Genomic DNA, 13,253 nt, shown 5'->3' on the forward strand with positions numbered 1-13,253 from the left:
GCTCGCCGGGAGCGCGGGGCGGGGCAAGTGCGTCCCCCAATCGGGTTAGCTGGGGGGAGTTACAACCACGCTGGGGGGCGTAGCAACCATATATGGGTGTAATTCACCCCAGCGTGGTTGTAACTCCCCCCAGCACGGGCAATCCGGCATGGAGAAAGGTTTCTGCAGGCCCACCACCGGCGCGCCACCCGGCAACGCACGCCCCACCAACCGCCCCGCTCCTCGTGGTTGCCGCGAGGCGGAGCCGAGCCACCCCAGCCTGGCATGGACCGACGCGCCCCACGGAGGAGACGGACGGTCAGCGGGAGCAATCGCGCACCGGTCACTCGGCCGCTGGAAGGGGGCTCGGCCGCGCGACGGGCCCCGGGGCAGCGGCGGCGGATTTGCTCGGCGCGGTTTCGGGGGCGCGGCGGAACAGGGCCGTCCAGAGGAAGGGTTCGCCGAAGAGTGGGGACTCGGGGGGTTCGTCGTGCATGCGGCGCAGTTCCACCTCCGTCAGGTCGGAGAAGATTCGGCGCAGGGATTCCGGGGTGTAGGCGAGGCCGCCGTGGAGGCGGGAGTCGCGGTAGAAGTCCGCATCGGGAAGTTCGGAGCCCATCGCGCCGGAGGCGAAGCAGGTCAGGGCCAGATGGCCGCCCGGGGCGAGGACGCGGGCGAGGAGGTCGAGGTAGCTGATCCGGCGGTGCGGGGGCAGGTGGTGGAAGCAGCCCGAGTCGCAGATCAGGTCGTAGGGGCCGGTCAGTTCGGCGGCGGTGAGTGCGAAGGCGTCGCCGCAGCGGAACCGGACGTCGGCGTCCGTCCCGGACTCGCGGGCCCGTTCCTCGGCCCAGGCGATGGCGGCGGGGGAGAGGTCGACGGCATCCACTCGGAAGCCGCGCGAGGCCAGGTACAGGGCGTTCCGGCCCGGGCCGCACCCCAGGTCGAGGGCGCGGCCCGCCGGGGCGACCAGGCCACGGTCCAGGCAGGAGACCAGGCTTTCGTCCGGCTTGGCGACGAAGAACGGGATCGGCCTGGAGCGGTCCGCGTAGAAGCTGTCCCACCAGGCGCCGCCGTGGGCCGGCGTCCAGCGGTCCGCCTCGGGGGCGAACAGGTCGTCCAGGAGTCTGAGTACGTCTTCGACCGTGCGTATGTTCCGGTCCATCCGGCCCCCTTTGGCGGTGGTCGGATCCTAGGGCTGATGACGATGAAAGGCCAGGTCAGGGCAGGGTGCTGACGGTCGTGCGAGCCCGCTGAACGGCTGGGGGAGGGGGTGGCAGCCACGGGTGTCCGGGCTGTGCGTGCGACATCGCGCAAGCCCCCGTTCAGAGCCGCCAGGAGGCCATTCCTGGCCGGGCCGGGCGAAGTTTTTTTCGCGGATTTCAGCGAGGGAGCCAGGCGTCCGGGGCGGCGGCCATTCTGCGGACGTGGGCCGGGAGCTTGCCGCTGAGGACCTGGGCGAGGGTCGTCTCGTCGAGGACGCGGCGCAGGCTGGCGCGGGCGGCGACCCAGACCTCGGGGAGGTGTTCGGCGGCGCCGGCGTAGGCGGTCTCGTGCGGACGCAGGCCGCGGACCTCGGCGAGCGGGCCGTCGACCGCGCGGATGACCGATCCCAGCGTGATCTCGGTGGCGGGCTTCGCCAGGGTGTACCCGCCCTCGGCGCCGCGGTGGCTGCAGACCAGATCGGCGTGGCGGAGTTCGACCAGGATGGTCTCGACGAACTTCCGGGGCAGCCCCTGATGGTCGATCAGGACGTTGGCCTTCACCACCTCGGGGCCGTGCGCGGCCAGCTCGAGCATGGCTCGTACCGCATAGTCCGCCTTGGCCGAAATCTGCACGCTTGATGCTAACAGCGGTGGTGCCGCCGGGGACGGTTCCCGTCGTTGCGCGTACGGGTCCGTCGATGCTGTAATACATTTGCTTGCAAAGCAAAGATAGTGGACGTAGACAAGGGGTCGACGTGGGCATGGGCTGGAACGAGCAGATCATCCGGGAGTTCCGGGAGAACAACGGCCGGGTGGGCGGCATGTTCGAAGGGGTCCCGCTGGTGCTGATCACTACGGCAGGCGCGAGGACCGGGAGGCCGCACACGACCCCGGTCGTCTGTCTGCGGGACAGCGACCGGGTCGTGGTCTTCGGTTCGAACATGGGGAAGGATCAGCACCCGGACTGGTACCACAACATCCTCGGCACCGCGCAGGTCACGATGGAGACCGGTACTGCGGAGGGCCGGGTGAAGTCGTTCTCGACCCGTGCCGTCGTTCTGGAGGGCGAGGAGCGGGACCAGTTGTGGGAGCAGCAGTGCTCCCTGGACCCGGCCTTTCGCGCGTACCAGGAGAAGACCGCGCGGCAGATCCCCGTGATCGCCCTGCATCCCCTCGACCTGTCGGCGGACCCGTCCCGGAACCGACTGATCGGGGAGCAGTTGCTCGCGCACCACCGGGATCTGCGCGCCGAGCTGGCCCGGCTGCGGGCAGCCATTGACCCAGCGAAAGCGACACCAGGGCCGGAGCCTGCGGCGGCCGCGCAGCTGCGCGCCCACTGCCTGGCCTTCTGCTACGGACTGCAGCTGCACCACACCCGCGAGGACGGCGCCTTCACTGAGTTCGAGCGGGTGTATCCGCATCTGGCTCCGGTGATCACGCGACTGCGCGCGGAGCACGTCGTCGTGGAGCAAGGGCTGAAGGAGTTCGAGGACCTGCTGTCCGGGGCCGGGGCCGCGGGCGAGGTCGAGTCGGTTCGCGTGGAGCTGGAGCGGGTCGTCGCCGGTCTTGAGCAGCACTTCGCCTATGAGGAGGAGCAGCTGCTGCCCGCCCTGCACGGTGACGTCGGATAACCTGGCGGCTCACGGCAGGACGCGCACCGGGCGCTGAGCCGGGAAGGGGCCGCTGGAGTGGCGACGGAGCCCGGCCTCGAACCCGCGTCGGATCCGGGTCCCAGCACCCCGGGTCCCAACACCCCCGGTCTGAGCACCGACGACGCGATTCGGGCGATGCTGTTGCTGATGCCGAGGGTGGCGGCCCGGCTCAAGCGGATCCCGCTGCCGGAGCGGCTGCAGCCGATGAAGCTGGCGCCCAGGCACCTGTCGCTGCTCTCGTACCTGCTCTTCGACGGGCCGATGCCTGTCAGTCAGCTCGCCGCCCGGCTCGAAGTCGCGCCCACCACGGTGAGCCTGATGGTCAGTGACCTCTCCCAGCAGGGGGTGCTGGAGCGGCGCGACGATCCGGAGGACCGGCGGCGGACCATCGTGGCCCTCACCGAGGACCCGGAGACCCGCTCTGCGATCGAGCGCTGGCTCGCCAACGGCGCCCGGGCCTGGCGGGTGGCGTTCGATCCGCTGACCCCGGCTGAGCGTGCGGTGTTCGTACGCACCATGGAGGCCTACGAGGGCGAGTCCACCTGACAGCGTCGTCCCCTACGCGGAGAGGCGTCGACGGACCCAGGCCTGGTCCTCCTCCGGCAGCGCGTCCACGACCAGCAGCTTCGGCAGCAGTTCGGGTTCCAGTGTCGCCGCGCGGAAGAGCACCGCGACGGTCACGTCGTGGTCCGGGCGGTGGACGATCTCGACCGGGTCCCCGGCGCGGATCTCTCCCGGCTCGATCACCCGCAGGTACGCGCCGGGGAGCGCGGCCTGGGTGAACCGCTTGATCCAGCCCTCGCGCTGCAGCCACCCCTGGAACGTCGAGCACGGGATCCGGGCACTCGACACCTCCAGGAGCACCTGCGGCCCGATCCGCCAGCGCTCGCCGATCAGCGCGCCGTTGACGTCCACGCCGAGGGTGGTGAGGTTCTCGCCGAAGGAGCCGCCGGGCAGGGGGCGGCCCAGCTCGGCCTCCCAGCCGTCGAGGTCCTCCCGGGCGTAGGCGTAGACGGCCTGGTCGGAACCGCCGTGGTGGTCCAGGTCGTAGACGCGGTCACCGGCGAGTCCGACCGCGCCGGTGCCCTTCGGCCCCGGGGCGGTGACGGCCACCGGCCCGTCCACCGGCCGCTTGTCGATACCGGTGGTGCCGGTGGTGCCGAGACCCTTCCAGGGGTTCTGCCGAGGCTTACCGACATTGACGGAAAGCAGTTCCATACGCGCGAGGGTACGGTCCGCCGCAGCGCCGAGTCGATGCATTTACACTGTCGCGATGCTCTCCGATGCCGATGTCGCCGCCCACTACGACCTGCTCAGTCCCTGGGATCCCATCCGCTTTCCCAGCGACGCCTTCTACGACGAGCTGGTCCGCGGCGCGGACGCCGTCCTGGACGTCGGCTGCGGTACGGGCAACATGCTGCGCCAGGCCCGCGAGTCCGGGCACAGTGGCCGGCTCGTCGGGATCGACCCCGATCGGGCGGCGCTGGACCGGGCCCGCAGACGCACCGACGTCGAGTGGGTGCTCGGCACGGCTGCCGACATCGGCTGGGTCGGTGAATTCGACCTGGCGACCATGGTCAGCCACGCCTTCCAGTGCCTGATCGGCGACGACGAGTTGCGCGCCTCGCTCGCGGCTGTCCGGACCGCCCTGCGTGACGGCGGGCGGTTCGCCTTCGAGACGCGCCATCCGCAGGCCCGCGCCTGGGAGGACTGGAACGCCTCCAACGCCGAGGACTTCACGGACCCGGCCGGCCGCGCTCTGCGCTCGTCGCACCACGTCGAGTCGGTCGTGGGCGACGTGGTGACCTTCACCGAGACCACCAGCGACCCGGCGGACGGCACCGTCCTGCGCGTCGATCGCGCCAGCCTGCGCTTCCTGGACGTGCCGACGCTCGGCGACTTCCTGGACGGGGCCGGTTTCGCGATCGAGTCCCAGTACGGCGACTGGCACGGCGGCCCGATCACCGAAACCAGCCGCGAGATCGTCACCATCGCACGCCGGGTCTGAAGCCGACCTTATTCGAAGCTAGCGGCCGGTGTTCGCGGGCGGCGCCTGGGTGGTGCAGACCAGCGGTACTCCGGTCGGCACCAGGCGTTCGACCGAGCCGGGGCGCCCGTGGGTGACGGCCAGTTGAGCCGGGGTCAGGTAGCCGATGAACAGCTGCTCGCCCTTGGGCATGGCCGAGGGGGTGAAGACGAACTCGACCTTGCCGCCGCTCTGCGACTCGCCCTTCATGACCCGGTCCACCCCGGGCCCCGCGCCGCTCGGGTCCAGCGTCCCGGTATCGCCCGAGCCGTGGCAGAACTCCCCGGTCCTGATGAGCACCGGGAAGCCGGCCCTGGTCAGCGCCGCCTGCAGGCCGGTGCGGTCCTCGAAGTACTTGGCCTTGTCCCAGGTCACGTGGACCGTGCCGTCCGCGTTGGTGTCCACGGTGTACGCGGCCGTGTGGATGTGCACGGCGCCGGCTGCGGAGCTGCTGCCTCCGGCCGCGGGCGGCGCGGTCGAAGGGTTGCCGTAGGTGGTCACGCCGAGCGCCAGCCCCACGGCTGCCGTTGCGGCCACCGAGACCTTGGCCAGGCGCCGACGGCGCCCGCGCGCGCGGCCCGCGGCCACGATCTGTTCGACCGGGGCGCGCATGGTGACCTCGGCCAGCGATGCCTTCAGGGTGTCCAGGACCTCCGTGGTCCCGGTGGTTTCCTCGTTCATGGTGCGACCTCCGGATTGTCTGTGATGGTGTCTGCGCTGACGAAAAGGCCGCGCAGCGTTGCGACGGCGCGTGCCAGGTGGGCGGTGACGGTCCCCGGGGCGATGCCGAGGGCCTGGGCGGTGGCTCGGGTGTCGAGATCCAGGAAGACCCGGAACGCGATCACCTCCCGCTGCCGCTGCGGGAGTGCGCGCAGCGCGGCGAGCAGGACCGGGTCCAGGCCGGGTTCGTCGACGGCGGCTGTTGAGCCCGTTGCGCCGACGGCGTTCGCGACGTCGTCGGCGCCGTCCCAGGCGACGTCCCGGCGCCGCCTGCGCCACCAGGAGACCCTGGTGTTGAAGGCGGTCCGGACGACCCATGCGCGTGGCGCGGGATGCTTGCGCACCACGTGCCAGGAGATCCAGGCCCGGGTGAACGCCTCGGCGACCAGATCCTCCGCCAGTTGCCGGTCACCCACGCCGGCCAGAACCGCCCTCAGGCACACGTCCCGACTGGATTCGTAGAACTCGCTGAACTCCGACTGCTTCACGCCCGCTACACGCTTGGGGGTCGCTCTTCGCTTACCTGGCGGACGAGATCGCTCTGGCATGATCGCTCCCGTAGCCGGTCGGATCGGTCGGATCAGTCGGATCGAGCGGGGCGAGAGGGAGGAGAGGACCAGTGCAGCACTTCACGCGTCCCGAGGGGATGCCTCCGGTGAACGGTTACAGCCACGCGGTTGCGGCGGCGGGGACGGTGGTCGCCGTCTCGGGTCAGGTGCCGTTGGACGAGGAGGGACGGGTGGTTGGGGAGGGTGACGTCGCGGCCCAGGTCCGGCAGGTGTTCCGCAATCTGCGGGTGGCGCTCCGCGCGGCGGGCGCCGAGCTGGAAGATGTCGTCAAGCTCACGGTGTTCCTCACCGACATGGCCGACCTGCCGGCCTTCCGCCAGGCCCGGGACGAGTTCCTCGACCCGCAGCGCCTGCCCGCAAGCTCCCTGGTCCAGGTCGCAGGCCTGGTGCATCCGGCGTTCCGGGCGGAGATCGACGCCCTCGCGGTCATTTCTGGGGCTCCCGCAGCTTCCTGAGGGAGCGTCAGGAAGCTGTCAGGCGTCGGTGACGCTCCCTGCGGTCAGGCCGTCGGCGAGGGTTGCCACGGCGACGTCGACCATCTGGCGCCGGTCCTGGTCGGGGAGGCCGCGGATCGGGCCGTCCAGGAGGAGGGTGGCCAGGCCGTGGACGACGGCCCAGGCGGTGGTCTCGGCGCCGGGGCGGCGGGCCGGGGTGATCAGGCCGGCGGCGAGCATGGAGTCCAGGACGTCCACGAGCGTCCGGTAGGCGCGCTGGGTGCCGAGGTCGAACGGCTCGGTGGCGGAATCGGTGGCGGAATCGGTGCCGGGCTCGGCCATCGCGTGAGCGGTGATCTCGGAGCGGCAGAAGGCGGTCCGGAACAGCCCGGGGGCGGCGAGGGCGAAGTCGACGTAGCCGTGGCCGATCGCGCTCAGTCGCGCCCGGGCCCGCTGCTGCTCCGCGCGGACGGCGGCGGGTGAGCCCGCGGCGGGTGAGCCGGCGGAACCGGGGGCGGTCGGTGGGCTCGGTGCGGTCCGGTCGGCCTCGGCGACCGCTGCGGCGAGTGCGTCGGCGAGGTCGGCCAGGGCCTCGTGCTTGACCGCGGTGAGCAGGTCGGCGTGGTTCTCGAAGTGCCGGTAGGCGGCCGTGGGGGAGACCCCGACGCGGCGCGCGGCCTCGCGCAGCACGACGGCTTCGGGGCCGCCCTCCCTGGCGAGTTCGGCCGCGGCGGCGGACAGCGCGTTGCGCAGATCGCCGTGGTGGTAGCCACCGCGTGGGGGAGTCCGCTCCGAGGTCGTCCGTTCGTGCCGCACTCGACCATGGTGCCGCATGTTGACAGCGTAAGCATCCCGCGCGTTAGGATGTTCACGCCGTAAACATTGACCATCGGCGCACAGCCGACCGCGCGATCCCAGGGTGGGGTATCCCATGAACGGACCGTCAGCCCAACCGGACCATGCAGAGCATGATGAAGGGCCCACGCCCTCCCGCCCGCCACGACCGGGCGGTCCGCTCGCCCGGCTCGCGCGGCTCGCACACCGGCGCGCCCGCCTGCTGCTGGTGCTCGCCGTCGTCGCCCTGGTCGCCGCCGCGGCGCTCGGGGTCGGGGCCTTCGGCAAGCTGCAGAACGGCGGGTTCGACGATCCCGCTTCGCCCTCCAGCCGGGCCGCCCAGCTGCTGGACTCCCGCTTCGGCGGCGCGACCGACCTGGTGCTGCTGGTCCGTGCCAGCGGCGGCGGCAGCATCGACACGCCCGCCGACGCCGCGGCCGGCCGCGCGCTCACCGCACGCCTCCGGGCCGAACCCGGGCTGACCCATCTCGCGTCCTACTGGGACTCCAGTGCCGCCACCGCCACCGCCACCGCCGCGACCTCGGCTCTCCGCGGCGACGACGGCGCCGAGGCGCTGATCGTCGCCCACGTCGACGGCACCGAACAGCAGGCGTCCAAGACCGCCAAGGCCCTGATCACCCGCTACACCGGCGACCACGACGGCCTCACCGTCCAGGCCGGCGGCCACCGGGGCGTCAACAACGACGTCTCCGGCCAGGTCACCAAGGACCTCGCGCTCGCCGAGGGCATCGCCGTCCCGGTGACGCTGCTGTTGCTGGTGCTGGCCTTCGGCAGCCTGGTGGCTGCGCTGCTCCCGCTGGTCATCGGCGTGATCGCGATCCTCGGCACCTTCGCCGAACTTGACCTGCTCGGCAGCGTGACCAGCGTCTCCGTCTTCGCCATCAACCTCACCACGGCCCTCGGCCTCGGCCTGGGCATCGACTACGCGCTGCTCCTGGTCAGCCGCTTCCGGGAGGAACTCGCCGCGGGCCGGGAGACGCCCGAGGCGCTGGTCGCCACGGTCCGTACCGCCGGGCGCACTATCCTCTTCTCCGCCGCGACGGTCGCCACCGCGCTCGCCGCGCTGCTGCTCTTCCCGCCGTTCTTCCTGCGCTCCTTCGCCTACGCCGGCATCGGCGTGGTCGCCATCGCGGCGCTCGCCGCCCTGACCGTCGTGCCGGCGCTGCTCGCGGTGCTCGGCCCGCGCGTCAACGCCGGGCGGCTGCCCTGGCCGCGCAGCACTCCGGGCGCGGCCTCACCGCGCTGGGGGCGGCTGGCCGCCGCAGTGATGCGCAGGCCGGCCCGGTGGGCGCTGCCGGTGCTCGCGGTGCTGCTGCTCGGTGCCGCGCCGCTGCTCGGAGTCGGATTCGGCACCCCTGACCAGCGGGTTCTCCCCACCAGCGCGCCCAGCCGACAGGTCGCGGACGCGCTCGCGGCGCACTTCCCGGGCAATGACACCACCGCGCTCCAGGTCGTCACCGACGGTCCCGTCGACGCCGCCCACCTCGACGCCTACGCCCGCACGCTGTCCCGTCTGCCCGGCGTCGGCAGCGTCACCTCCAGCGCCGGGACCTTCCACGACGGCGCACCCGTCCCCGGCAGGGCGGCCCCGGCGGGCTACGGCACGCCCACCGCGCAGCGGCTCACCCTCGCGACCGCCGACGACCCGCACTCGTCCGCCGCCCAGAACCTGGTCGATGCGGTACGGGCGGTCCCGGCGCCGAAGGCCGGGGTCCGTGCCTACGTCGGCGGCGACGCGGCCGTCCTGGTCGACGCCAAGCACACCATCGGCAGCCGCCTCCCCTACGCCGTCGGACTGGTCGCGGCCACCACCTTCCTGCTGCTCTTCCTGTTCACCGGCAGCGTGCTGCAGCCGCTGCGCGCCCTGCTGCTCAACGCCATCAGCCTCAGCGCGGCCCTCGGCGCGATGGTCTGGATCTTCCAGGACGGCCACCTGGCCGGCCTGCTCGGCTTCACCGCCCAGCCGATGGACACCTCGATGACGGTGCTGATGTTCTGCGTCGCCTTCGGGCTGTCCATGGACTACGAGGTCTTCGTCACCAGCCGGATCAAGGAGATGCACGACGCCGGCGCCGGCCCCGGCGAAGCCGTCACCGAGGGCCTGTCCCGCACCGGACGGATCGTCTCCACGGCGGCGGGGCTGCTCGCCGTCAGCTTCTTCGCCTTCGGGACGAGCAGCATCAGCTTCCTGCAGATGTTCGGCATCGGCACCGGTCTGGCCATCCTGCTGGACGCGGTACTGGTCCGCGGCGTCCTCGTCCCGGCCGTGCTGCGGCTGCTCGGCGACACGGCCTGGTACGCGCCGGGGCCGCTGCGGCGGCTGCACAGCCGGATCGGGCTGTCGGAGGCGGCGGCGGACGGCCCCGACGATTCGCCGAGCTCCGACGACGTCAAGCGGCTCGACGCTCAGACACCGGTCGCGTAGCCGGCGCCCGAAGTCCCGCATCACGGTCGGCGTCAGCCGGTCGGCCTCAGCGGGTCGGCATCAGGCCCGGCACAGGTCGACCTGACGGGACGCCAGGACCGCTGCCGCAGCATCGAGCAGGCGGCTGCGCGGCAGGTGTCCGCTCGCGACCGCGGCCACCTCCGCCGCGGCGATGGCCGAAGTCTGCGCCTGGACCCTCGGTCCGAGGTCGGACATCACCATGTCCGCTCCGGCCCGCAGTGCCTGTACGGCCGCCTGCGGCACGCTGTAGCCGGCCCCGGAGACGGCGCCCGCGCTCAGCGAGTCGGTGAGGACCAGTCCGTGGAAGCCGAGCCGTCCGCGCAGTTCGGTGCCGACCAGGGTGGGGGAGAGGCCGGCCGGGAGCGTGGTGAGGCCGGGGACGCTGTCGTTGGACATCATCACGGCGGGGGCGCCCGCGGCGATCGCGGCGCTGAACGGGGTCAGGCCGCTGCCGACCTCGGCGGTCCAGGGCACGGTGTGCGCCGGGGCGAAGTCGGAGTTGACCGTGGAGCCGCCGAGGCCGGGGAAGTGCTTGAGGACGGGGATGACTCCGGCGGAGCGCAGGCCCTGCATGAAGGCGACGGTGTCCCGGGCCGCCACTGCGGGGTCCCCGCTGAAGGAGCGCAGGCCGTCCGGGTCCCCGGAGCCGGGCACGACCTGCTTGCCGTCGACGTCGGCCACCGGGGCGAGGTCCATGTTCACCTGGGCGGCGGCCATCCTCGCGCCGACCTGGGCGGCCGCCTGGCGGATCCGGTCAGGTGTCCAGTGCGCTCCCATCCAGCCCGGCCAGGGCAGCGAGCCGACCAGGTTGTCCATCCGCTGGACGGCGCCGCCCTCCTCGTCGGTCATCACCAGCAGCCCGAGGCGGCCGGGGACGTGCGTCTTCAGCGCGGTGAGGTCGGCGCCCAGCCGGGGCGGGGCCGAGGAGCCGAACAGCAGGACGCCGCCGGCACCCGCGGCCACCTCGGGGGCGACGGTGCCGACGGCGTTCTCGGACACCGGCACGGCGATCGTCAGCATGGCCAGCCGCTGGTCGGACCAGCCGGCGAGCCGTGCGGCAGTGGTGCACGCGGCCGGGGCGGTGGCAGCGGGGGCCGCCGGAGACGACCCGGTGGGCCTGGACGGCCCGGACCGGGGCTGGGGCGCCGGCTGGGACGAGGACGGGCTCCCCGTCCGGTTCGGCGCTCCGGTCGCCGAGGCGGACGCCCGGGAGTCCGCGCTGATGTGCTGCTTCGCACCGCCGCCCGCGCCGCAGCCGGTCAGGACCAGCGCGGCACTGGCCGTGACCGCCCCGCCCCGGACCACCGCCCGGACCACGGCCGGGCGGAGACGGGGGGCGAAGGCGGACATACGGGTGGATGTGGTGCTTTGCGGCATCCTTCCACGGTAGCCCGGACGGCGGACTGTGACGCCCGACACGTCAGGGGCGGGCGGTGGGACGGGGGCGCTCGGCACGCCGGGGGCGCGCGACGGGACGGTCGAGCCCCCCGCTCAGCGCCCCCGGGGCTGCGCTCCCTGATCAGCGCGCGTCGAGCAGGTCGGCCAGGACCCGGGCGTAGCGGCCGGCGGCGGCCGGGGCGGTGGGAAGGAAAAGCTCGGGCTCGATCAGCTCCAGCTCCATCACCGCCGGACCGCCCGGCAGCTGGACCAGGTCGACCCGGGCGTAGCTGGTCGCCGCCGGGGCCGCGGCGAGGGCGGCCGCGGCGACGGCCAGTTCGGCGGCGTCGGGGGCGTACTGCTGCACCGATCCGCCGTGGTGCAGGTGGATGCGGTACTCGCCGGCCGCGGGGATCTTGCGCACGGCATGGCTGAACGCGCCGTCGAAGAACACCAGCGAGGTCTCCCCGCGGGCGAGCACGGACTCGGCGAACGGCTGCACCAGGGCGTCGCCGACTCCGGTGAGCTCGGCCAGGTGGGCAGCGGAGACGTCGTCGGCGGCGAGGGAGCGCAGGGCGCCGCGCGCGCCCGCCGACACGGCCGGCTTGAGCACCACCTCGTCGTCCCCGAACGCGAGGAGCACCCGGCCCCGCTCCGCGTCGGAGGCGCCCCGCGGCACCAGCCGGGTCGGCACCACCGGCACGCCGGCTGCCGCCAGCTCGACGAGGTAGCCCTTGTGACTGTTCCAGAGCAGCACCTCGACCGGGTTGCGCAGCGTCGTCAGCCTCGCCGTCCGCTCGGCCCAGGCGGCGAACTCCTCGCTGCGGGACCAGTAGTCCCAGGTCGTCCGCACCACGGCGAGTCCGAATCCGGCCCAGTCCAGGGGTTCGTCCCAGGGGTGGATCTCCACGGTGACGCCGAGTCGGCCCAGCTCGGCGACCAGCAGGCCGTTCTCCGGCACCTCGCGGGGCATGGTCCGACCTGTGAGCAGTGCGATATCAGCCATGTGTTCATCCTAAGGAACGATCTATCGACCCGACCTGAGATGTTCCTTCAATTGACGCAATGTCACCTCGTCCAGTGGTGTCAGGACGTACGCTGACTTCGAGTAGCCACGAAACGGTGTGGGGGTGCCCAGTGGCCGAGGACACAAGCTGGATGACGGCGGGGGCCGGAGAGCCTGCCCCCTCGGACGAACTGCACCCCGAGACAGCCCATCCTGCCCGGATCTACAACGCGCTGATCGGCGGCAAGGACAACTTCGCCGCGGATCGTCTGGTCGCCGAGCGGCTGAGCGCAGTCGTCCCGGGCGCGGTCGCCGGGGCCAAGGCCAACCGGGCCTTCCTGGGCCGGGCGGTGCGCGCCGCGGCCGCCCTCGGGGTGCGCCAGTTCCTGGACATCGGCACCGGCATCCCGACGGCCGGCAACACGCATCAGATCGCCCAGTCCGTCGAGCCGTCCGCGCGGGTCGCCTATGTCGACAACGACCCCATCGTGCTGGCCCACGCCCGCGCGCTGATGAGCGGACCCGGCCACGGCGCGACCAGCGTCACCCGGGCCGACCTGCGCGAGACGGAGGCGCTGCTGGCCGCCCCGGGCGTGTGCGACCTGCTGGACCTCACCCGACCGGTCGCCCTGATGCTGGTCGCGATCCTGCACTTCATCAGCGACGACGAGGACCCGTACGGCATCGTCAAACGGCTGCTGGCCGCGCTGCCCAGCGGCAGCCTGCTGGTGCTCAGCCACGGCAGCGGCGACCTGGTCACCCCGGAACAGGCCGAGCTCGCCGAACGCAGCTACGACCCCGCCGCCTCCGGCATCCACCTGCGGACCAGGGACGACATCGCCCGCTTCTTCGACGGCCTCACCCTGCTCGACCCCGGCCTGGTCATCGCCCCGCACTGGCGCCCGGACACCCCGCCGGCCGCGGGGGACGAGCGGCTGGGGATCTACACGGGCATGGCCCGGCTCTGACGAACGGGCCCTTCAGCGG

General features: G+C 72.6%; 14 protein-coding genes. 6 read left to right on the plus strand and 8 right to left on the minus strand.

Features of this window, described 5'->3' with window-relative positions:
- Nucleotides 1-322: 322 nt before the first annotated feature.
- Both ABH941_RS30860 and ABH941_RS30865 read right to left on the minus strand, forming a co-directional pair.
- Entirely contained in the window at nucleotides 323-1,141 is an 819-nt protein-coding gene (locus ABH941_RS30860) for a class I SAM-dependent methyltransferase (protein ID WP_370132866.1), read from the minus strand.
- 217 nt (nucleotides 1,142-1,358) lie between these two features.
- Nucleotides 1,359-1,814, minus strand: coding sequence for an Rrf2 family transcriptional regulator (locus ABH941_RS30865; RefSeq protein WP_133997147.1), 456 nt, complete (start codon nucleotides 1,812-1,814; stop codon nucleotides 1,359-1,361).
- A gap of 128 nt (nucleotides 1,815-1,942) precedes the next feature.
- On the opposite strand from ABH941_RS30865, the gene ABH941_RS30870 reads away from it, so the two are divergent.
- Both ABH941_RS30870 and ABH941_RS30875 read left to right on the plus strand, forming a co-directional pair.
- The gene (locus tag ABH941_RS30870) at nucleotides 1,943-2,812 is read left to right on the plus strand and encodes a nitroreductase/quinone reductase family protein (RefSeq protein WP_370132867.1); all 870 of its coding nucleotides are present in this window, start codon (nucleotides 1,943-1,945) and stop codon (nucleotides 2,810-2,812) included.
- A 156-nt stretch (nucleotides 2,813-2,968) separates the two neighbouring features.
- Nucleotides 2,969-3,379, plus strand: coding sequence for a MarR family winged helix-turn-helix transcriptional regulator (locus ABH941_RS30875; RefSeq protein WP_134005391.1), 411 nt, complete (start codon nucleotides 2,969-2,971; stop codon nucleotides 3,377-3,379).
- 12 nt (nucleotides 3,380-3,391) lie between these two features.
- On the opposite strand, the gene ABH941_RS30880 is transcribed toward ABH941_RS30875, so the two are convergent.
- Nucleotides 3,392-4,051: an MOSC domain-containing protein gene (locus ABH941_RS30880; protein WP_370132868.1), complete on the minus strand. Its 660-nt coding sequence runs from the start codon at nucleotides 4,049-4,051 to the stop codon at nucleotides 3,392-3,394.
- Between the two features lie 55 nt (nucleotides 4,052-4,106).
- On the opposite strand from ABH941_RS30880, the gene ABH941_RS30885 reads away from it, so the two are divergent.
- On the plus strand, nucleotides 4,107-4,841 hold the full coding sequence (locus ABH941_RS30885) for a class I SAM-dependent methyltransferase (RefSeq protein ID WP_370132869.1): 735 nt from the start codon (nucleotides 4,107-4,109) through the stop codon (nucleotides 4,839-4,841).
- An 18-nt stretch (nucleotides 4,842-4,859) separates the two neighbouring features.
- Here the strand turns inward: ABH941_RS30885 and ABH941_RS30890 are convergent, their stop codons facing one another.
- Both ABH941_RS30890 and ABH941_RS30895 read right to left on the minus strand, forming a co-directional pair.
- A complete protein-coding gene (locus ABH941_RS30890; protein ID WP_370132870.1) occupies nucleotides 4,860-5,540 on the minus strand; it encodes a hypothetical protein in 681 nt (226 codons plus the stop codon).
- Nucleotides 5,537-6,067, minus strand: coding sequence for an RNA polymerase sigma factor (locus ABH941_RS30895; protein ID WP_370132871.1), 531 nt, complete (start codon nucleotides 6,065-6,067; stop codon nucleotides 5,537-5,539). The genes ABH941_RS30890 and ABH941_RS30895 overlap by 4 nt, the downstream gene beginning before the upstream one ends.
- A gap of 158 nt (nucleotides 6,068-6,225) precedes the next feature.
- Between ABH941_RS30895 and ABH941_RS30900 the strand changes: the two genes are divergently transcribed.
- The gene (locus tag ABH941_RS30900; RefSeq protein WP_370132990.1) at nucleotides 6,226-6,603 is read left to right on the plus strand and encodes a RidA family protein; all 378 of its coding nucleotides are present in this window, start codon (nucleotides 6,226-6,228) and stop codon (nucleotides 6,601-6,603) included.
- 18 nt (nucleotides 6,604-6,621) lie between these two features.
- Here ABH941_RS30900 and ABH941_RS30905 read toward each other — a convergent pair whose 3' ends face one another.
- Nucleotides 6,622-7,416, minus strand: coding sequence for a WHG domain-containing protein (locus ABH941_RS30905; protein ID WP_370132872.1), 795 nt, complete (start codon nucleotides 7,414-7,416; stop codon nucleotides 6,622-6,624).
- A gap of 97 nt (nucleotides 7,417-7,513) precedes the next feature.
- Between ABH941_RS30905 and ABH941_RS30910 the strand changes: the two genes are divergently transcribed.
- Nucleotides 7,514-9,862, plus strand: a complete 2,349-nt coding sequence (locus ABH941_RS30910; RefSeq protein ID WP_370132873.1) for an MMPL family transporter — start codon at nucleotides 7,514-7,516, stop codon at nucleotides 9,860-9,862.
- A gap of 60 nt (nucleotides 9,863-9,922) precedes the next feature.
- Here ABH941_RS30910 and ABH941_RS30915 read toward each other — a convergent pair whose 3' ends face one another.
- Nucleotides 9,923-11,260 (minus strand): glycoside hydrolase family 3 N-terminal domain-containing protein, encoded by a 1,338-nt coding sequence (locus ABH941_RS30915; protein WP_370132874.1) that lies wholly within the window; start codon nucleotides 11,258-11,260, stop codon nucleotides 9,923-9,925.
- Between the two features lie 142 nt (nucleotides 11,261-11,402).
- Nucleotides 11,403-12,266 carry a RimK family alpha-L-glutamate ligase gene (locus ABH941_RS30920; RefSeq protein WP_370132875.1) on the minus strand — a complete coding sequence of 288 codons (864 nt, stop codon included), beginning with the start codon at nucleotides 12,264-12,266 and terminating at the stop codon, nucleotides 11,403-11,405.
- Between the two features lie 131 nt (nucleotides 12,267-12,397).
- Here ABH941_RS30920 and ABH941_RS30925 point away from each other — a divergent pair, with 131 nt between their 5' ends.
- Entirely contained in the window at nucleotides 12,398-13,234 is an 837-nt protein-coding gene (locus ABH941_RS30925) for an SAM-dependent methyltransferase (RefSeq protein WP_370132876.1), read from the plus strand.
- Nucleotides 13,235-13,253 lie beyond the last annotated feature (19 nt).

It is taken from the genome of Streptacidiphilus sp. EB103A (assembly GCF_041261405.1).
Lineage (GTDB): Bacteria > Actinomycetota > Actinomycetes > Streptomycetales > Streptomycetaceae > Streptacidiphilus.